The 19,909-nt window shown below is 40.4% G+C and carries 17 protein-coding genes; 15 read left to right on the top strand and 2 right to left on the bottom strand.

Features of this window, described 5'->3' with window-relative positions:
• A partial coding sequence (locus tag HMPREF9073_RS03645; protein ID WP_034555274.1) for a hypothetical protein occupies positions 1-5,971 on the bottom strand: 5,971 nt, incomplete at its 3' end.
• A gap of 426 nt (positions 5,972-6,397) precedes the next feature.
• Here HMPREF9073_RS03645 and HMPREF9073_RS03640 point away from each other — a divergent pair.
• The 5 genes from HMPREF9073_RS03640 to HMPREF9073_RS03620 are packed head-to-tail and all read left to right on the top strand — an operon-like array spanning position 6,398 to position 11,875.
• The gene (locus tag HMPREF9073_RS03640; RefSeq protein WP_034555255.1) at positions 6,398-6,784 is read left to right on the top strand and encodes an START-like domain-containing protein; all 387 of its coding nucleotides are present in this window, start codon (positions 6,398-6,400) and stop codon (positions 6,782-6,784) included.
• A 40-nt stretch (positions 6,785-6,824) separates the two neighbouring features.
• Positions 6,825-7,664 carry an aminotransferase class IV gene (locus HMPREF9073_RS03635; protein ID WP_009412640.1) on the top strand — a complete coding sequence of 280 codons (840 nt, stop codon included), beginning with the start codon at positions 6,825-6,827 and terminating at the stop codon, positions 7,662-7,664.
• 34 nt (positions 7,665-7,698) lie between these two features.
• Entirely contained in the window at positions 7,699-8,457 is a 759-nt protein-coding gene (locus tag HMPREF9073_RS03630) for a hypothetical protein (RefSeq protein WP_009412639.1), read from the top strand.
• Positions 8,429-9,685 carry a tRNA lysidine(34) synthetase TilS gene (tilS, locus tag HMPREF9073_RS03625; protein WP_009412638.1) on the top strand — a complete coding sequence of 419 codons (1,257 nt, stop codon included), beginning with the start codon at positions 8,429-8,431 and terminating at the stop codon, positions 9,683-9,685. Before HMPREF9073_RS03630 ends, tilS begins: the two co-directional genes overlap by 29 nt.
• 51 nt (positions 9,686-9,736) lie before the next feature.
• Complete coding sequence (locus HMPREF9073_RS03620; RefSeq protein WP_009412637.1) at positions 9,737-11,875, top strand: heparinase II/III family protein; 2,139 nt, start codon at positions 9,737-9,739, stop codon at positions 11,873-11,875.
• Between the two features lie 82 nt (positions 11,876-11,957).
• Here the strand turns inward: HMPREF9073_RS03620 and HMPREF9073_RS03615 are convergent, their stop codons facing one another.
• Positions 11,958-12,860: a leucine-rich repeat domain-containing protein gene (locus HMPREF9073_RS03615; RefSeq protein WP_009412636.1), complete on the bottom strand. Its 903-nt coding sequence runs from the start codon at positions 12,858-12,860 to the stop codon at positions 11,958-11,960.
• A gap of 268 nt (positions 12,861-13,128) precedes the next feature.
• On the opposite strand from HMPREF9073_RS03615, the gene HMPREF9073_RS03610 reads away from it, so the two are divergent.
• The 10 genes from HMPREF9073_RS03610 (at position 13,129) to HMPREF9073_RS03565 (ending at position 19,905) form a co-directional block, all read left to right on the top strand.
• A complete protein-coding gene (locus HMPREF9073_RS03610; RefSeq protein ID WP_009412635.1) occupies positions 13,129-14,541 on the top strand; it encodes a TolC family protein in 1,413 nt (470 codons plus the stop codon).
• 136 nt (positions 14,542-14,677) lie between these two features.
• On the top strand, positions 14,678-15,661 hold the full coding sequence (locus HMPREF9073_RS03605) for an HlyD family secretion protein (RefSeq protein ID WP_009412634.1): 984 nt from the start codon (positions 14,678-14,680) through the stop codon (positions 15,659-15,661).
• A 30-nt stretch (positions 15,662-15,691) separates the two neighbouring features.
• The gene (locus HMPREF9073_RS03600; protein ID WP_009412633.1) at positions 15,692-16,075 is read left to right on the top strand and encodes a VOC family protein; all 384 of its coding nucleotides are present in this window, start codon (positions 15,692-15,694) and stop codon (positions 16,073-16,075) included.
• A 39-nt stretch (positions 16,076-16,114) separates the two neighbouring features.
• Positions 16,115-16,576, top strand: a complete 462-nt coding sequence (locus HMPREF9073_RS03595) for a GNAT family N-acetyltransferase (protein WP_009412632.1) — start codon at positions 16,115-16,117, stop codon at positions 16,574-16,576.
• Between the two features lie 319 nt (positions 16,577-16,895).
• A complete protein-coding gene (locus HMPREF9073_RS16210) occupies positions 16,896-17,093 on the top strand; it encodes a Fic family protein (RefSeq protein WP_232212869.1) in 198 nt (65 codons plus the stop codon).
• Positions 17,094-17,147: 54 nt separating this feature from the next.
• A complete protein-coding gene (locus HMPREF9073_RS03585; protein ID WP_009412630.1) occupies positions 17,148-17,642 on the top strand; it encodes a hypothetical protein in 495 nt (164 codons plus the stop codon).
• Between the two features lie 24 nt (positions 17,643-17,666).
• Complete coding sequence (locus HMPREF9073_RS03580; RefSeq protein WP_009412629.1) at positions 17,667-18,017, top strand: DUF1016 N-terminal domain-containing protein; 351 nt, start codon at positions 17,667-17,669, stop codon at positions 18,015-18,017.
• Between the two features lie 136 nt (positions 18,018-18,153).
• Complete coding sequence (locus HMPREF9073_RS03575; RefSeq protein ID WP_009412628.1) at positions 18,154-18,870, top strand: SMI1/KNR4 family protein; 717 nt, start codon at positions 18,154-18,156, stop codon at positions 18,868-18,870.
• Positions 18,871-18,905: 35 nt separating this feature from the next.
• Positions 18,906-19,118, top strand: coding sequence for a hypothetical protein (locus tag HMPREF9073_RS03570; protein WP_009412627.1), 213 nt, complete (start codon positions 18,906-18,908; stop codon positions 19,116-19,118).
• Between the two features lie 25 nt (positions 19,119-19,143).
• On the top strand, positions 19,144-19,905 hold the full coding sequence (locus HMPREF9073_RS03565) for a hypothetical protein (RefSeq protein ID WP_009412626.1): 762 nt from the start codon (positions 19,144-19,146) through the stop codon (positions 19,903-19,905).
• The last annotated feature ends 4 nt before the right edge of the window (positions 19,906-19,909 follow it).

The following is a 19,909-nucleotide window of genomic DNA, read 5'->3' as shown; positions in this document are numbered from 1 at the left end:
GAGTGTTGTTAGGCACGGTAATCTTACCTGTATGCGGGTCGAGTGTTGGCGTAGCGGTGCCGGGGGCTTTTGGCGTTGCAGGGGTGACTACACCTATAGTTACCGTGTGGGTTGTAGTGGTAGCGGTGCCGATATGGTCGTTATCAATTACTGACTTGGTGCTAGTACCCGTAGTTAAGGTAAAGGTATCTGGTGATGCGGTAATCGTTGGAGTACCTACTACGATAGTAGCAGTAGCTGTATCACAAGCGGTAACTGCTGCAAGCGTAGTACAAATACGGTAACCTATTTGATAAGTACCCGACTTGGTACCTGCTGGTACAGTAATAGTACCATTGCTATTGAGCGTAGGTGTAGCACTGCCGGTTGCCCCTACTGCAGGGGTAGTAACCGTTAAGCTGACCGTACTTGTAGTAGCAGAGCGCGTGTTTGCCTTGTCGTTAGTGAGTACCGTTTGGGTAGTGGTGGTAGCTATAGCTCCGTGAGTTACTGTAATTGTTTCACTATTAGCCTCTACACTTACAATAGTAATTGTAGTAGTTTTAGTAGTGGTATTGCCAAAATTATCTTTAGCGGTATAGGTAACTGTTACAACAGTAGCCTCGCAAAGGTTGGCAGGTTTCACACTCTCATAGTTATGAGTAAGGGTCGCGATGGTAGCACAAGGTGCACTAACAGTAGCTGTAGCTGCTTGTTGCAACCAATTGCTGATAGCAGTGGTTACATTAGAATCCTTACAACTTACTACTAAGGTAGGTGATACAGTAAGCGCAGGTGCAGGTACCGCTTTCACCAATACCGTTACCGTTTGAGTAGCCTCGCAACCGTTGGTGCGTTTTACTACTAAGTTATAAGTAACGGTTAGCGCACTGCTAAGTGGAGCTCCCATATAAGCAAAGGTAGGGGTAGGCGTATTGATGTTATTTAAGTAGCCCAATGCATTTGCTGGACTTACCGCCTTCCACTCGTAGCCCGCATAAGCAGGTGCTTGTGTACTATATTGGAAGGTTACACTATCGGTAGCACAAGTAGTAAGGCTATTCACCAATCCGTTAATCTCGGTAGGAGCCGTTACTTTAGTAGCTACATCACCGCAGAGGCATACATTATCTTCATTTTTGAGTACCAAGAGCAAGCGACATACTTTATTTTGGTCTGCTAAATAGTCAAAACTTCTTTCAGGTGAAGTAACTCCTTTGTTCAAAGTTTCGGTAGCGGTATAGGTAGTGAGCTTAGTGTCGCCGCTATCTACCTGACCGTTGTTATTAGCATCGTAATAAAGGCTTGCCACTACAGGGCGCGCAGTAAGAGTAGCTGAAGCGGTAGCTGCATTGGTTACCTTATATTTAATAGTAAGTTTTTCTTTACCGCTTTGAGGTACAGTAGTAACTTTAATATCTTTAAATGAGAGTTCAGGGCGATCGTTTTTCACTTGTATTGTTCTTTCGAGCGAAGTACCTACCGTTAGTGCAGGACAAGTACTTGGAGGTGGTAAAAGACTACAAGTAACCCCTGTAACTGTATCAGTTGTAAAGGCTTTTAGGGTTTTAGGGGTAGTGCAATCTATAAGTGTATTGGCTTTTTGTATTATCTTAATACCAAACTCAAAGAACTGTCCGTTTGACATTCCAGCAGGAATATCTAATACCAATTCACTACCACTGGCTAAAGTGCGTTCTTCAGCTTGTTTTCTGACTGGATTAGACCAATGTGCTCCAGGCCCGTAAGGAGTTCTAGCACCATAAAAAGCAAACGAAGAGGCTAACTCATACCCTTCGGGAATAGTAAATCTTAAACGGGCGTTACTACCCATTGCAAAAGTTGGGTCGCTACTGTTTACTGTTACCCTTGTTTTATAAACTACCCCCGAATCGCATTGGGTTCCATTACCACTTACATAGGTAAGAGGATCAAGGGTAATATTATATTTATTAACATTTACGCCAGCGATACCCGCAATGATAGCACGGCTTTTATCGCCAGAAGCAGGGTTGCTACAGAGGTCATTGCCTTCAATATCAATATCAAAAGAAGAACCAGCTGAGAAATCACAATCAGGCATTACCTTAAAGGTAAGTTTAAGCTGACGATTAGCAGCTATTGTTGGCTCTGATAGTGACCCTGGCAAGCTACCTCCTGGCAAGATGGCACTAATATCAAAGGTATGTTTACTACCTGTGATAGTATGTCCTATTTTTTTACCATTTACAGGGGTAGTAGTATTATATTTAACACCACTACCAAGCGGATATTCCACTTCTATGTCGTGGAAAGTAATACCAGCTGCTTGTGTAACTACCAATTTAGCATCATAAATATCTCCTTCATCGGCACTATTGATAATATAACTATAAGGTGTTTTAGCACACATAGAAATACTACCTACTTTGTTAGGATCGTGATAACCAGGGTTAGAAGGGTCGGCTGCTATTTCTTTTTTGCTTTTAGCTATCGAAATATTATAGGTGATAGATTTATCGCTACAAGTGCTTTTATAGCCACCAATAGGGTTTCCGTTACAATTCCAACCCGCGTATACTTTTAGCGCGTAGTTAGCATTGCAGTTGGTAATCTTGTAATTTACCTTAAAATAACGAGTGGCATTTTTAGCAATCGTACCAGGTGCACCTCCTTGGTTTAAGAAGAACATCTTTTCGCCCGAAATGCTAGTTTGGGCAGTATAGGTGCGCACGTGAGCCCCTACGTTATCTATTTCGGTAAGCGAAAGTATCTCTACCCCTGTAACATCAGGAATAGACACCCAGCTATAAGGCGCATCAGATTGGGTAGAGTTTGCCAAGCTAAAACGCAGATCTTGTTCGCGCTTGTTCACTTTTACCGTTAGTGGGGTAAGAGTGGTTAGGGTTACATCAGGTTTATAGCGGTGGAATACAGCTGTTTGTCCTTCAGGCATTGCATAGGTTCTGACATCAGAGCCTCCTTGTGCTGCGTAATGATAGTAGAAATCTTCGTATTGTATTTCCGATTTCACCAGCATATTATTAGCTTTTGATTTTGTAAAGTTATCCCACACTTTTGTTTTGCAGGTAGCTTGTAAGGCTGTTTTGATGTAGCTATCGTAGAAGTTTTCTACTGATATTTCACCCGCAGGTAAGTGCCCTGGCTGTCCTTTAGCAGGGTTTATATAGGTATAGGTTTTATAGGTACCGTCATCTGACACCAAAGTAAGGACAAAAGGAATAGGTGATGATTCTGTACCATACTTTTGTCGGTATACATAGGTTGGATTAGCTACGTAATTCATTGAACTCGGTATCTTAAAGGTCAGTTTTTTTATCAAACGTGATGGACGGAACTCATCAAGGAAATAGTTACCTCCTGAATCAAAACGACGTCCTGCAAACACTTGGTTACTTGCTCCTATAGCTGCTGGGGTACAACCATCTACATAATAGGTGTTAGTATTGAGGTGGCTCCACAAGTTGGCGTAAAAGAAAGTAGCATATAGGTTTACCCCACAGTGTTTTTGGGCTATATGATAGCCTTGTGCGTTAAGGGCGGTATCGGTAGCTGGATTATCTAAGCGATAGAAGAAGTTTTCACCACCTGATTCTATGTCGTGAGAACTAGCTCTATCGGTATCGCTATTATTAGTAACCTGATAGGTAGCTACTACCGTAAAAGTACCGTTAGCAGGGATGCCTCCTGTAGGTAGTGCCGAAGTGAGATCCCAGCGGAAATTATCTCTATCGCCTACCGTTGTTTTAACGGCAGTAGTACCCGCTAAAGTAACCGAATGGGTACCCATTGTAAAGACAATTGATTTAGGTTTTAACCCTGGTCGTTTTGAAAAAGAAGCGTGATAATAAAGGTTGTTAGTCGGTACGTTTAGCTCTTTACCGGTAGAAATCACTTCTATATCGTCTAAATACAGTGCACGCTGGCGTTGTAGTTCTGACACTTGGTCGCGGGTTTGGCGTACTGCCATTGTATAGTTTTTCCAACCGTAAGAGTTATCAGCACGTTCTATCTTAGTGCTAAGCATCGTAGGGCCATCTACCGTACAAGAAGTAGTACAAACGGTATTAATCACCGTACTATTACATACATAAGGTATTTCAGAATAGGTATTGGTAGCCCCATTTTTATCTAAATACGAAACACTATAATCTATACTAGCATTGGTACCCGAACAGTTAGTTAGTAGTATATCAAAAGTGATATAACCATAAGCTGTAGTAGTTGTAGTATAAGTAAGTTCTCCTCCTGCTGGCACATTACCTAAAGAGGTGGGTGCTTCGGTAGCTGTACCGTATTTAAATCCTTTGTGAAACTTCACATTTTTAAGTTCTATTCCAGAAGGTAGTTTTATTTTGTATTTATACAAACGAGGATTTTGAAGAGAAGCACCTCCTTTAAGGCGTTGGTTATGGGTGTAGCCCGAAACATTGAAGTTGGCTATAAGATAACCTTGTTTAGATACATTTTCTACCAATTGCTTAGGAAAATAAGACCCGTCAGACACTCCATTTACAAAACGTTCAAAAGTCTGTTCGTGCAGATAGGCACCTCCATTATCTCCAGGAACGCCACAAACATTTTCACAGTACATTTCAGAACTTGGGTTGATAAGGAATTCTTTAAAACCTGAAGATAAACAAGTAATACCGTTATTCTTTACATAGTCAAAACGAAGAGTAAAGCCTGCACTCTTTTTTAATTCATCGCGATAGCCATCGCCATCTTCATCAGTAAAACCTATATTTTTGCTGCCATAAGTAGCGTGAGTAGCCAATAGTTCTGGCATATTGTCAAAACTGATAATTATTGCTTGATTAGCAACCGGTTGACTAATAGCTGTCGCAGGAATGGGAATCTCTTTTTCCACTCCTCCATCAGTATATACTAAGCGGAAGTTAGTAGGTTTATGCGAACGAAAAACACCTATATGTCGTTCAAAAAGTTTAATTCTAATCTTAGAAGCGGTAGGGTTCAACCCTGTACCTATGTTATGATATCTAACCGTATAAGTACCTAATTTATTGCCTGAAAGCCCATCGCCCCAAGTAAAATAGGTGTTGTTAGAATTATTTCTATCTAAATCAATTAACGGCTTACCTGAATCGATATTGAGGGTTTTACTGGCTACTGGACTACTCTCAAAGAGGTTATTAGAGGCTACACCCCAATAGGCGTAGTACATTATTTGTCGCCCACTGGTACAACCTGTAACGGTATAGTTTTCGCGTATCTTCACACTTTGCCCTTTAGCCAAATGTATCGCAGGTGCTTTGTACAAGGGTTTGCCTGCATTAGGGAAACCAGTAGGTACCGTACCTACCTGAGTGAGTGCAGTATAAGTACCACTTCCTATTTTATAGGCTACCGAATTGCCTGTTACTCCTGAGGGATAAGCAATAGAAAAGTACACATCACGCACTATTCCATTCCCTGTATTTTGAATTTCATATTCTTTGTTGTGTGTTCCCGCCGCATTCCCTTGTGTTCCTTCAGGTTGTTGTACTGTAAGGGTAGGACGTGGTAAATTGTAACCTTGTGTATTTTTAGCGGGCGGATTAGTAGAGACACCACCAATGGTAAGCACAGCTTCATCAAACAAACCTGTAGCAAGTTCAGAATTAGTAAGCACAGCTTTAGTAGCCTTACGCTTTAAGCTTACTACTACAGTAGCTCCACCAGCAGCATTGATAGTAAACACTGGTTTATTGGCATTAGTAGCGCCCGCTTTGAGAGCTATAGTGCCCCCCGTAGCTGCCACAGAACCAGAGATATACTCAATACCAGCTGCAAGTCTTACCTCCAACTCACCTGTAGTTTTACCTGCAGGCATATTGAAAGTAATAGTGAGTGTACCTACCGAAAAATCAGCATTATTAGCAAAATGTACAGGGCTCTGAGGAATAATCCCACTGATAACCTGCCCTGTTACTACTATTGGAAGAATTAAAAGGGTAAACATTACCCACTTAAAAAAGATTTTTGACATCATTTGTCGATCCATTGGTTTTATTAATTTCTATTTAATAGAGATATTGATATGTTATTGAAAATATTGTTGTTGGGTATAAAACATAATAAGCGGGCGCAAAAGTATAACTTTTTTGATAGAACACAAATCTTTTTGTGAATTTTTTTTCCAAATTAAATTTTTATATTCATTTTTAAATATTTAACATTTTTGCAATCTACTTTTAAAGTCTAAAAACTCCTGTTTTTTAAAGTTTTTCGCTTCTGTTATTCGTCGTAATTCTTTTAAATATTAGTGACTGAGAATAAAAATATTACATTCATAACAAGTGTTAAAAGAGAGTAAAAACTTTTAGTGTTATAATTAGACTTCTAACAACTAACTCTTTCTAAATTTTGCTATTTCAAAAAAATGTTGTACTTTGCGCCCAATAAACTGCTATCATCTATGCAAACAAAAGAAAAATATCAATTGGAAGTGACTGTAAATGCCTCTCCTCAACTGATTTACCAGTATATTGCTACTCCCGCCGGACTCGCATCGTGGTATGCCGATGATGTGCGTGCTAACGAGGATACCTATACTTTTGTGTGGAATGGCATTGAAGAAACTGCCCAACTACTACGCCAAAAATTAGATGACCACATCCGCTTTCATTGGAAAGAAGATGAAGAGGCTGCTACTTATTTTGAAATTAGAATTAGAGTGAACGATCTCACTCAAGAGGTTTCTCTCGCTATTACCGATTTCGCTCCCGCCGATGAAATTGAAGAAGCTAAACAATTATGGTTAATGCAAATAGCCGACCTCAAAGCTAAAATAGGAGCTGTTTAGATATTAGCTTTCAAGTGTTAGGTATTAGTAACAAATAACAATGAAGATCAATTATAACGGTAATATTATCGGTGAGAATGACCCTATTCTCACCATCCACAACCGCGCTTTTCGCTATGGTGACGGCGTGTACGACATTTGTAAATACAGCTACCAAAAACTCATCTTTTGGGAAGAACACTACCTCCGACTAATGGCCGGAATGCGCATTTTGCGTATGAATATCCCAATGAGCTTTGCTATGGAATTCCTCGAAGAAGAAATGCTCAACCTCATCAAAGCCAATGGTATAGAAACCAAACCTGCAAAAGTGCGATTGAGCATCTTCCGCAAAGAGGGAACTTCTAATGAAATTGACTATCTCATCGAAACCAAAGTTATTGAAAACCCTTTCTACGTACTAAATGAAGAACCCTACGAGGTAGAACTCTTCAAAGATTTCTTCGTACAACCCGACTTGCTTGCTAATGTAAATCATCTCAACCGCAACGCAAATGTATTGGGGCGCATTTTTGCCGACGAAAATGACTATCATAATTGTATCTTGCTCAACAGCAACAAGAGTATTGCAGGAATGCTCGACGGCAATTTGTTTGTAGTAAATGGCAATACCCTCAAAACCCCTGCTCTCACCGATGGCGCTCTCAATGGTATCACCCGCAAGATGCTTATCAAAACCCTTAGTAAAACCAAAGATTACGAGGTGGCAGAGACTTCTATTTCACCTTTTGAACTCCAAAAAGCTGATGAGCTTTTCTTTACCAATAGCATTGTGGGGATACAGCCTATTCGTCAATATAGAAAAAAAGCGTATCCTTGTGAGGTAGCAAAAAGTTTGATAGGAAAATTGAATACCAGTGCGAGATTTGGGGTTAGTTAAGAGGTAAGATAATGAATTTAATTGAGAGTTGTATATGAAAAACATCGTCTTAATACTCTGTAGCATTCTAACACTCAGTGTATCAGCTCAAAAATCTATTACTGTTACTGGAGAATTTAAAGAAGATTTTATTACAAAAGAACCTTCTAAGCAATTGCGAAAAACACTTTTTGTATTGGAAAAAGGAGACATATACTTTCCTGAGGGAATGCTATTTGACCGAATGTATTTCTTAAAACTTTCTGATAAAGATGCTAAAAAATTAGGCGCAAAAGTTATTTTGATTTACCCCTTTTTTGATAGAGAAATCACCTTTATATACAACACTCCCATCACTTTAGAATTGCTTCCTATCCCTAATCTGCCTGATTGCTACTACAGCAAAAAGGCTTCTTGTGCTCAAGTTTCTTCTACTTATCCTCAAAACTTACCTCTTTCAACAATGAATAAAATCAAACAAGTAGAAGTTTTTTCAGTAGAGAATTTTGAAAGAAACGACTATGATTTTCGCGATCTTCCTGAGTGGATTGAAGCTTTAGACAATGACAAGAAAGTACCTATCACTCGAACTCGAAGACTTTATCTCACCGATGACACAGAAAGAACTGAAGAAGAGCTTGATATGATTGCACTTTCAGATTTAGCTAAAATGAAAATGAAAAATGTAAAGTATTTTTTCGGAGATATTGTACCCTTAGCAGAAAACCCCACTAAAAAGGATTGGCAACAGTGGTGGAAGAAACTAATGTTGATAAAACTACCCTATGAACACCCTAAATCAGCTAAAAAATAAAAAAATACTCCTCGCTATTAGTGGCGGTATTGACAGCGTGGTACTCACGCATTTGCTACATTCTCACGGTACTGAATTATTGTTAGCCCACTGCAATTTCCAACTGCGGGGGGAGGAAAGCGACGGCGATGAGGCTTTTGTGCACGACTTTGCTAAAACGCTCGGCATCCCGCTGGAAGTAAAGCGTTTTGACACTCATCAGTATGCCATAGCACACCAACTCAACACCCAATTGGCTGCCCGCGAGTTGCGCTATGAGTGGTTTTATGAGCTTTTGGAAACACATCATTGTGATGCCCTTGCTACGGCACATCACGCCAACGATAATCTCGAAACTTTTTTGATAAACCTCTCTCGTGGCAGTGGCTTGGACGGACTGTTGGGCATCCCGCAGCAAACCGATAAAATTGTGCGTCCGCTACTGCAATGGTCACGCCAACAGATATACGATTATGCTGAAGCACATCGACTACAATGGCGTGAGGACAGCAGTAATGCGAGCAATAAATATGTACGCAATGTCATTCGGCACGAGATTATCCCACAAATGGCGGCGATACACCCTAATTATTTAGAGAATTTCAACCAAACGCAGGAATATTTACATCAATCGGCGCGATTTATTGATTTTTATATAGAAGAATGGAAAAAATCTTGCTTTAACCCCGAAGGGGGACTATCTGTTCCTATTGCCATAGATACCCAAAAACTACAATCTGCCCCCGAAATAGATTTGGTACTTCACAAACTTTTCTATCCTTATGGTTTTGGCAATGTAAAAGACCTAAAAAATCTCCTCTTCAATGCCGAAGCGGGCAAACAACTCCTTTCGGCTACTCACTCTCTCGTGAAAGATAGTAAAGGAGCGTGGCTAAAAGAACTCACTGCTGAAAGTCTTCCCCCTACACTTACTTATGAGGAACTCACTCCCCCATTCAACATCACTAAAGGCGACCCAAATATTGCCTTTATGGATGCCGATAAACTCACCGCTCCCCTCACTCTCCGACAAAAACAAGCGGGTGACTTTTTCTATCCCATAGGTTTGGGAGTAAAGAAGAAACTCAGCAAGTTTTTTATCGATGAAAAATACAGTCAGGTAGCACGTGAAAACCAATGGTTATTATGTAGTGGAGAAGATATTGTATGGGTTATAGCCAAGCGTTTGGATGAGCGCTTTAAAATTACTGAAAACACTCAAAGAATTCTGAAAGTAGTTGTTAGCTAATTTTCAAATTATGTTGTAATTTCGTAGCTTTAGAAAGAAATAATAATCATTATGAAAAAAGTAGTTCTTTTAGCGTTGTGTATGTTCACTATGGCGTCTTGCCGAAAAGATAGTGAACCCGCTGTTCCTGAACATATTATCGGGCAAATTCGCCCAGAACACCCGCGCCTATTCCTTACCAAAGAGGACATACCCGCAATCAAGAATCGAGCACAAACCTCTAACTTAGAGTATTTTAATCAGACTAAAAAGGATATGGATAAGTTTATAACAGAACCTTTTCACTTTAACAATCCTTTGGTAACAACTCCTTTTGACAACAGTGTGATAGTGAGTAAAATATCACAAGTAGCGATGCTCTACCTCATTACGGAAGACACAAAGTACTTGGATTACGTAAAGAAAACTTTACCTAAAATTGTAGATTATTATCATTTGCGCATTGAGCACAATTTGAATATCGACTGGTACGTGTTTTCACAAATCAGTGTGCTGTGTGCTTATGATTGGGTGTATAACAGCTTGACCCCTGCCGAACGCGAACAAATAGGTCGCCCGCTTTACAATATAATGACCAACATTGCTTGGCACGGCAAAGGGCTCCGACCCGTGCGCAATCGCGAGAATACAGGAGATATTGATACGGGATTTTACGGCACAGCAGGGTTACCCTACTATATAGGTATTGCTTTCCACAACGATGGTTTTGACGATGTACACTGTGAACAGATGTTTCAAAAAGGCTTGGCTTTGAATTGGGAAGTGGTGAATTACCGCCGCAAAATTGCCGATGCCAACGGTGGCCCTGGCGTGATTACGGCTTGTATGGGCTATGCTGTAGCTGCTAATCCTGTGTTTGATTTCAATTTCATCCGTTCTTATCACGCCGCTACAGGAGTAGATATAAAAGGCGAAATGAACTACGTGCTGAAGTATTTGGATTTTATCGACTGGAATCGCTTGCCTAAAAACAAAGAATTTGGACTTGCCGACAGTGCTCATTACGACGGATTGTTACCTGAAGAGGATATCAATTACCACCTCCGCGAAATAGCAACACTCTATGGTAATTCCCCTGATTTGCAACGCCTTTTGGCTGAAATAAACAAAAAACATCACTATGAACGTATGGCTTTTATGCCTTTTTTACAAGAAGTACCCAAAGGTAGCCCCAGTAGCGGACTTTCGGGCAAAGGCACCGTGTATTACAAGGGAATAGGTGAATTGATAATGCGCTCGGGAACAGGTGATAACGATACCTATGCCGTTTTAGTAACAGGTGCGCAGTCTAATTACCACAAACATTTTGACAACAATCACTTTACCATTTACCGCAATGGCTATCGCGCTTTAGATACAGGTACCCGCCCAGAACCCAGTTGGCATCTCTCGCATTACTACCCGCGTACAGTAGCCCATAACTGCATCACTATCAAGATGCCTAACGAACAATTTCCTCTCTATTGGGGCATTAAGGAAGGTGCTGCCAACGAAGCTAAAAATTTGCCCATTCCCAACGACGGCGGTCAATATAAAATGACTGGTTCAGTACTGAAAGAAATGCGCACTACCAATGACTACGTGTATGTAGCATCGGATGCTACTGAAAGTTATAACTCTCAAAAAACCAACTTAGTAATGCGTGAATTTATCTACTTCTACCCCGATCTTTTTGTAATTTTTGATAGAGTGAACGCTACCAATAAAAACTATCCTAAAAAATTCTTGTTGCACACTATCAATGAGCCTGTGATGAAAGGAAGTAACGAATTTTCGGAAACCTCACGCGAGGGCAAGATGATTTGCCGCACCCTCTACCCCACCGATGCCGTGCTTACTAAGGTAGGCGGCACTGGCAAAGACTTCTGGTCCGATGGGCGCAACTGGCCACTACCCGTGCTCACCCCTCAAGATTACGGTTACAATATGCGCGCGGCACGTATCCCTCCTGACCATCCTGAGCTGGGGCACTGGCGGGTAGAGGTAAGCCCAAAAACCGCCGCCAACGACGATTACTTTATGCACCTGCTCCAAGTGGGCGACCTCAGCCTCTCAAGCTTGCCGAACGCTCAAGTGCTGAACCGCCCCAACACCATAGAAGTACAATTCACCTACAACGGCAAACACTATACTTTAACTTTTGACAAAACAAAAACTTACGGCTGTAGCCTAACAACAACTAAAAAATAAAAACAGCTGCTAAGCGTGAGTGCTTAGCAGCTGTTTTATTTTAAATGAAAAACTCAACCTCCTTCGGAAAAGAAAATGAGTTTTATTCATAGGGCTCTACTTTACCATATTTGTAATAGCAAGGTATAAAATTCTTTTCCCTTATTATAGACAATATTTCTGGACTGATTTCGTTGCTCTTAGGGCTACCACTGCTGAGATCTTGTAGTATAATTTTAGCTCCGCTATAATTTTCTTTTTGGTGTAAGCTTTTTACAATGGCTTCCATAGTAGCTTTGTTGAGTTGGTTGTTCATTATGTTGATTTCTCTGATATTAGGTTGCTCACGCCTACTTTCGTTAAGAATTAATTGAGTAAGGGAGTTGTTACTAAGGTCTAATCTCTCTAAGGTACTCAAATGTGAGGCATCTACTGATTTTATCTTGTTATTGCTTATATTCAAATCTAAAATAACCCCATAAAAGGTAATCACAGGGCTATCTGCTACGAAACTCCTTTCTTTTTCACTATCCTTATCATACTCAATTGCTTCCCCTTTGTCTTGTTGCCCATTGTTGTTAAGGTCTATCCAATTGACAAGATCGCCTTTAAATTTAAATTTTTCCCCTTTAGAGAGTTGGGTGTAAAGGGTAAGGTAGTATTTTTCTTCGGTATCGATATTGGGGTTGGTCGCCCAACCTAAGTCGATTGTTTTGATATAGGGGTAGAGCTTGCCGTTAAAAGCGACGAATTTTTCTTTATCTATTATATGGCGGCGCTTTGCGATCCATTTTTTAGCACCGATAAGGTCTAACACTTTTTGGTTGTTCGCATCCCCTTCCGAAGGATCAAAACGGCTGAGTACGATGACCGCCCCTGGCTTTTGAGGCAAACTTTGAACAAGAGCTTCCTTTTGAGCAATAGTAAAGTTTTCGACCTCACTGATATCAACCAAGGAAAGATTTGTATTCTTACTAAGGTCTAATGCGGTAATTGTTACATACATAATATTATAGTTTTTAGTTTACCCCCGTTCCCCCGTAGCCAGCGAATACTTGTAGCTGGGTATGTGAGGGACAATCTGCAAAAGCGACTATGGGGGACTATTATAGGGGTTAGAAGTCAGTGGTCAGGGTTGTGACACATTTTTTGGTTGCAACCACTAACGACTAAGCTTCTTTTTTAATCTATCTTAAAAACATTCTACTTTATTTATTCTTCTACCTCAGAAAAACGCTGTAATTTTGCCCCGTAGAAATAAAAAGTTTTCTTTTATGAAAAAATACACTTTACTATGCCTCTTCGCAATAGGGATAACAGCTTCATTACGAGCGCAATCGCTCTCATTTGATGAAGCCCTTAGCCAAATGCGTTCAGGCAACCAAAAACTCAAAGGCATTGAAAAACAAACTGAAGCCGCCGATTATAACCGCAAGTCGTTCCGCGGGCTATACTTGCCCCAATTGAGTGTTAATGCGAGCTATATGCACCTCGCCGACCCGCTCTATCTCAACTTCAACGACTATAAAGCACCCATACAAAACGGTTTGCAAGGCTTTGCTACCCAAGTACCCGCGCCTATGCGTCCGCTATTTGCCCCGCTACTCGGCAGGGTGCAACCCCTCTTTGCCCAAGATTGGCGCTATGAGTTCCAAGAGCAGGACATCTGGAAAGTGAGTGCCGATGCTAAATGGGTGCTATTTGCTGGCGGAAAGGTGCGCGTAGGGAATCGTGTGAGTGCGCTCAACACCGAAATAGCTACTGTAGAAACCAAAAAAACTGAAAATGCCCTCATCAGTGAGTTGGCGGAACGTTATTTTCAAGTACAGTTAGCCCAAAAAGCGTTGGAAGTGAGAAAACAGTCGTTTGAAACAGCGCAACATCACTACGAGAACGCTCAAAAACTCGAAAAGAACGGAATGATTGCTTCGGTAGAGGTGTTACAGGCTAAAAAAGCCGTTACCGATGCCGAGCGTGAGGTGATGGCTGCTGAAAAGGACATACAATTAGCGCAAACGGCTCTCTATGGCGTAATGGGAACTACCGAGCAACCGCTCACTGCCCTCACCACCGAACTCTTCGAGGTAGCCCCTCTCCAATCGCTTGAGTACTACCAACAGCTAGCCAAAGAGCACTACCCTATGATTGTGCAAGCCAAGCTGAAAGCCCAAATGGCTACCCAAAGCGTAAAAGCGCAACAAGCCGCTTATCTGCCCGATGTAGCCGTGGTAGGCAAGAAATACTTGTGGAGCGAAAATCTACCTTTAACCGAACCCGATAACTGGGTAGTGGGTGTAGGGTTACAGTGGAATCTCTTCAACGGTTTGCAGGATAAGAACAAAATAGCCCAAGCCAAAGCGATGCGTGAGAGTGTGGAACTCATCACTGCACAAGCCGAAAAAGACGTACAAACCTTAGTGAAAAAACAGTACACCGAGATTGAAAAGCAACGTGAACAATACCTCAGCTTAGAAGAGAGTTTGCGTTTTGCCGAAGAGCTCGTACGTGCTCGCGACAAAGCTTTTGCCGAAGGTCTCTCCACCTCCACCGATGTAGCCGATGCCAACCTTTATTTGGCTTCTATCAAAATCAAACGCTACCAAGCTCTTTTTGAAATGGACAAAACACTCGCCCAGCTCCTCGAAACCTGTGGAATGAGTGATAAATTCAGCGAACAAGTAAGGTAGCCCCCCAACCCCCGAAGGGGGAGAAGCCGCAAGCAGAATTAATACATTACAAAAATAATAACCATAATAACCGCCTCACATACGCTGGTGCGAGCTTGTAGCTCGTGCCTCTCATAAACTCTTAACTAAATAAACAATGAAAAAGAAAAACATCACCGGTCTTATTGTAACAATCACTGTATTTGCAGTAGTTCTTATTCTTTCTATCTACTTTTTTAGTAACCGCGAACCTGTATATTTGCAAGGACAAGTAGAAGCCAAACAAATCAACGTTGCCCCAAAAGTACCTGGTAGGGTGAAAGCTATCTACAAGCAGGAAGGCGACCAAGTGCACAAAGGCGACCTCCTTTTGGAACTCGAAAGCACTGAACTCGATGCCAAACTCTCTCAAGCCGAAGCAGCACGTTTAGCTGCACAAGCTCAATCCGACAAAGCTCAACGCGGTGCTCGCAGCGAACAAATTCAAGGGGCATATAATGTATGGCAACAAGCCCAAGCGGCTGCCCAGCTCGCTGAAAAAACTTACCAACGTGTGAGCAACCTCTATAACGAAAAAGTATTACCTGCCCAAAAGAAAGATGAGGCTTATACCCAAATGGTTGCCCTACAAAAACAAGCGGAAGCAGCCAAATCACAATACGAAATGGCGAAAAACGGAGCTCGTGTAGAGGATAAAACTGCTGCCCAAGCCCTTGTAGCTCAAGCGCAAGGGGTGATTACTGAGGTAAATGCTTATAAAGACGGTGCTAAAGTGTTCGCTCCTGCCGATGCCGAGATACAAACCATTATCCCCAACGAGGGCGAAATCGTGAATGCGGGTTACCCTGTGATGAACCTCATCGATACTCAGGACGAGTGGGTGGTGTTCAACATACGCGAAGATAAAATGGCAGATTTCAAGATAGGCACTAAATTCAAAGGTATCGTACCCGCTTTGGGCAATCAGGAGATAGAGATGGAAGTAAAACACATCGCGGTACAAGCCGATTTCGCCACTTGGACAGCCACCAAAAGCAAAGGCGACTTCGACAAGAAAACTTTTGCTATCAAAGCCTACCCTACCCAAAAAGTAAAGGATTTAAGACCGGGTATGTCGGTATTAGTTGAAGATAACAGGTAACAAGTAATAGATAATTAGCAGATTATCACTATGAAAATAGACCACATCGCTTTATATGTAAAAGATTTGGAAGTATCTAAAGCCTTTTATGAGACTTTCTTCGGCGCAAAATCAAACGAGTTGTACCATAATCCTAAAACAGGATTACGCACCTACTTTCTAAGTTTTGATAGTGGCGCTCGTTTGGAAATAATGTGGAGACCCAACCTCAGTGAACCTTTGGACAAGGTGACGAGTGAAGGACTTATACACTTTGCTTTTAGTGTAGGGAGTAAAGAAGCGGTTGATGTGCTTACTCAGAAAATCGTAAATGAAGGTTACGAGTGTTTTAGTGCTCCTCGTACCACAGGTGATGGGTATTACGAAAGCGTGATACTTGACCCCGATGGCAATATGGTAGAGATAACCATCTGATTAGATAATATTAAAAAGCAAGTAAGTTTGTTTGATAAAATGAGAATAACTGAAGGATTATCAACTAAAGATAAGCAAGCTATTATACATTGGACAAATAGCAAAGGCGCTGATTTCTTGCAACAATGGGCAGGAGATGCTTTGCCCTATCCTCTTACAATGGAAGCGCTCAATGCTTTGTCTCATTGTTTTCGTATTGAGGTAGAGGGTAGTTTTATAGGGATGATTCAGCAAATAAGAGTAGAAGGGAGCAACATACATATTGGTAGATTTCTTATCAATCCTTCGCTTACAGGAAAAGGATTAGGCACCTCAGCAATGCAGTTATTTATCGCAATGCTTTTTGAGGATAAAAGAGTTCATTCTATTAGCCTAAATGTATTTGATGACAACCCCATAGCTAAAGCTCTTTATACAAAACTTGGTTTTAAAGTGGTAGCAACTGTAGAGGGAGAAAGGAAGAAATACAAGATGATGAAAAGTAATTCGGCAATTAACTAATTAGCTTATTGCTAAATTAGCTAATTATCACTATCTTTGCCCTATAAAAACCTCATTTTACAATGATTGAATCCAAAAACATAGAATACAAGCGACAAGTTACCCCCACGTATTTTGCAGAGTTATCCTAAAGAATCTTTTAAGTTTATGGAAAACACCTTGCGAGTAATCTTTCCTATAGATGAAGATTTACAAGCACTTATGGAAGAAGAAGCGCAAGATACCATACAAGTACCCCCCAAGTTCCCCCCAAGTACCATGCAAGTACCATGCAAGTACCATGCAAGTTACCATGCAAGTCAAAGATTTATTAAATATATTGGAAGAAGTATCTTATAGAGAAGAAATTCAAGAAAAATTAGGCTTGAAAAATAGAGATTATTTCAGAAAAAACTATCTCAATCCTGCCATAGAACAAGGTTTTGTAGCGCTTACCATTCCTGATAAACCCACAAGTAGCAAGCAACAATACTACCTTACTGATAAAGGCAAGGAATTTTTAAAAACATTAAAATAACCCTTAAAAAATGAACTTCAAACGCTAAGAAACACCCATTTGCTAATTATCTCTATGACCTACGACGAATTTTACAACTGTATAGAACAGCTTCCTAAAGAAGTAACCAACAGAGATTTAGAAGCCTATCTCTTGGCATTATATAGGGTAGTGACTCCACACGAAAACACACCCTTCTCCCCTACTCTTTGCCTTGAACTGCTTAAGGAGGCATTTAGTGCAAAGACTGCCACTTATGAGGAGCAGTGGACAAGTATTCGCTCAATGCCCGAAGAAACTGAACATCTTTCCGCCTTTGCTTATACCCAAGCAGTTATTCTCTTTCAGATAGCTGAACTCCACCGTATGAAAGACAAAGAACTTCATAACGAAATGCGTTCCTTTGGCATCACCTCCGAAATGGGCTATGATTGGTACAATTTCAACCCTTTAGACCTCTTGGAGTGTGGCGCACGAGGCTTGTGTGATTATATAGGTGAAGATGAAGCTATCGCTAATGACTGGCGTTTTTTAGGGCATCTGTTAGACTTGGGAAGGTATTATGAATAATGAGCCAATTAACAAACTAATACTATGAAAAAAGAAGAAGCTAACAAAGACGAACAATTTTATACAGAAATCCGTCAGATTATTGAAACGGCGCGTAATAATGCGATACGAAGTGTTGATTTCAGCAGGGTGCAAATGTATTGGCTCTTAGGTAAGCGTATATTTGAAGAAGAGCAACAGGGCAAAGACCGCGCCGACTATGGGGCTTACCTTATCCGCAACTTAGCCGAAGAGCTAACTCCTTTATATGGTAGTGGTTTCTCGGTAAGACAGTTAGAGCAAAGTCGCCGATTTTATCGGATGTATCCAATTGCGAACGCACTGCGTTCGCAATTGAACTGGACACAGTACAGACTGCTCATTCAGAAAAAGTAGATTTTCAAATTGTCTCGACAGTGTCGAGACAATTGAGTTGGTCTCTGAACTCCCCTCACGAGCCCTTTTGCACCAGCAATTACAGAAAATAGTAACAGAGCATAAAGTTTATTTGTAGCATAAAAAAACATCCAATATGAACCTTTTACAAGAAATAGAACAGACTTATAACTTTCAGTACCCCAAGCTATATCACCAGCTTTATGAGGATGGTATGCTCAATTGGGGACAATTTGGTCCTCGTTGGCGTGAACTTGAGTACCCTAAAATCAAAGATAATCCACCATTACTTTTAGAAGGGCGTATGGATTTTGAAATTTTAGAACTCTCTGAAATATCAGAAGAAATAGAATTCTTACACGGTGCCGAAAGTTTTTATAAAATTAAACCTGAGTACCTCTTCATCCCTTTTGGAAAGAATGGAGCAGGCGACTATTATTGTTTATTTTACAATAAAGAAAATCCTCTCCCTGAACCTTGGGTGGTAGTATTTGCTCACGATTGGATTAATGTAGATGTCTTAGCCGATAACTTTCAAAACTTTATCTTCTATGGATTGTTAGAATGCGTATTATATATAGATGAACTCCTTGCTGATGACGATTCTTTTTATACCGAAATAGCCAATATGTTCCGTACGCACCGTCCTTATTTAAGTGAGGAGCAAGCAAAAATAGTAGAAGATATTTATAAAAGAAAAACTTTTGCCTCTACCTACACCTATACATTTAATGATAGGGAATACACCGAAAAATATATAGGATTACTTTCGCGAGAAGAGTTTGATACTTTGTGTAACAAGTTTATTCCCATTCCGAAAGAAGAAAAACAATTTGAATATAGCAATGACTAAAAAGAAAGCTAATATAATAGAAGAAAGCATCATTTTTGAACAAAGAAGAATTGATAGCTATAAAAGAGCGTTTCCCCAAAAAACCTTTTGCCCTCCATCATTGGTTAGAAGGAGCTAACTTTTATGGGGATGCTACAGATAGTATTGCTATATTAGACAAAGGTAGTCAATTAATATATGCTTCTTCTTCTAAAAGTTCTTTTGAGGTGATAGATAGCTTCTTAAAAGATATAGGGGAAGATATGTGAGAAATTAACATCAAACCTCAGCAATATGACCCCATTACAACATATAGAACAGACTTATAACTTTCAGTACCCAAAACTATATCACCGGCTTTATGAGGATAGAATGCTGGATATGGGCGCAAAATATCCATATCATTCTTATTGTCCTATGGAATACAAAAATGGTGATAGATTGCCTAATAAGGAGTGGTTAGAACAAGAATATCCTAAACTGAAAGAGAACCCGCCTTTGTTTCTGTATGTAGATTGGTTTCAGGTGCTCACCCCCTCGCAACTCGCAAAAGAGTTTGAGTTTTTAAACCAACATTTAACACAATATCCTCAGAACCAAAAGGTCTTCTTCGTTCCCTTTGCAAGGGCTGTAGTAGATGATTATATGGTTTATTGTTTTTGTTATAATAAAGAAAAACCAACACAAGAACCAAGTATAGTATTTATCAGAGAAGATGGAGAGGTGGATATCCTTTCAGCCAATTTGCAGAACTTTATTTTTTACCAATTAATAAAATGGCTGGTAGCACATTTTCACGACATCAGTTTTATCTGTTATGGTGATTTTTATGAAAATCTGCGTCAGACACTTCGCACCCATCGCCCTTATTTAACAGAAGAACAAGCGAAGGTGTTAGAGGAAATTTACAAAAGAGAGATTAAAGAATATACTAAAAAACTTACATCTGGAGGCTGTTATACATTTCTTACCTTGCTACACGAAGGAGAGGAAGAAACATTACTAAATAAGTATAACCCACTGCCTAAAGAAACCATTTTATTGAAAACCCTTTAGTTTT

The organism is Capnocytophaga sp. oral taxon 326 str. F0382 (assembly GCF_000318295.1).
Classification (GTDB): Bacteria; Bacteroidota; Bacteroidia; order Flavobacteriales; family Flavobacteriaceae; genus Capnocytophaga; species Capnocytophaga periodontitidis.
The sequence above is the reverse complement of the archived record's forward strand: the minus strand, read 5'-3'. Positions and strand labels throughout refer to the sequence as shown.

What these genes read in the sequence shown, in the direction of transcription:
- HMPREF9073_RS03575 (WP_009412628.1), top strand. Translation starts at nt 18,154, where the DNA reads ATGAACCTTTTACAAGAAATAGAACAGACTTATAACTTTCAGTACCCC.
- HMPREF9073_RS03605 (WP_009412634.1), top strand. Translation starts at nt 14,678, where the DNA reads ATGAAAAAGAAAAACATCACCGGTCTTATTGTAACAATCACTGTATTT.
- HMPREF9073_RS03610 (WP_009412635.1), top strand. Translation starts at nt 13,129, where the DNA reads ATGAAAAAATACACTTTACTATGCCTCTTCGCAATAGGGATAACAGCT.
- HMPREF9073_RS03620 (WP_009412637.1), top strand. Translation starts at nt 9,737, where the DNA reads ATGAAAAAAGTAGTTCTTTTAGCGTTGTGTATGTTCACTATGGCGTCT.
- HMPREF9073_RS03635 (WP_009412640.1), top strand. Translation starts at nt 6,825, where the DNA reads ATGAAGATCAATTATAACGGTAATATTATCGGTGAGAATGACCCTATT.
- HMPREF9073_RS03615 (WP_009412636.1), bottom strand. Translation starts at nt 12,860, where the DNA reads ATGTATGTAACAATTACCGCATTAGACCTTAGTAAGAATACAAATCTT.
- HMPREF9073_RS03630 (WP_009412639.1), top strand. Translation starts at nt 7,699, where the DNA reads ATGAAAAACATCGTCTTAATACTCTGTAGCATTCTAACACTCAGTGTA.
- HMPREF9073_RS03585 (WP_009412630.1), top strand. Translation starts at nt 17,148, where the DNA reads ATGACCTACGACGAATTTTACAACTGTATAGAACAGCTTCCTAAAGAA.
- HMPREF9073_RS03565 (WP_009412626.1), top strand. Translation starts at nt 19,144, where the DNA reads ATGACCCCATTACAACATATAGAACAGACTTATAACTTTCAGTACCCA.
- HMPREF9073_RS03600 (WP_009412633.1), top strand. Translation starts at nt 15,692, where the DNA reads ATGAAAATAGACCACATCGCTTTATATGTAAAAGATTTGGAAGTATCT.
- tilS (WP_009412638.1), top strand. Translation starts at nt 8,429, where the DNA reads ATGAACACCCTAAATCAGCTAAAAAATAAAAAAATACTCCTCGCTATT.
- HMPREF9073_RS03595 (WP_009412632.1), top strand. Translation starts at nt 16,115, where the DNA reads ATGAGAATAACTGAAGGATTATCAACTAAAGATAAGCAAGCTATTATA.
- HMPREF9073_RS03640 (WP_034555255.1), top strand. Translation starts at nt 6,398, where the DNA reads ATGCAAACAAAAGAAAAATATCAATTGGAAGTGACTGTAAATGCCTCT.
- HMPREF9073_RS03580 (WP_009412629.1), top strand. Translation starts at nt 17,667, where the DNA reads ATGAAAAAAGAAGAAGCTAACAAAGACGAACAATTTTATACAGAAATC.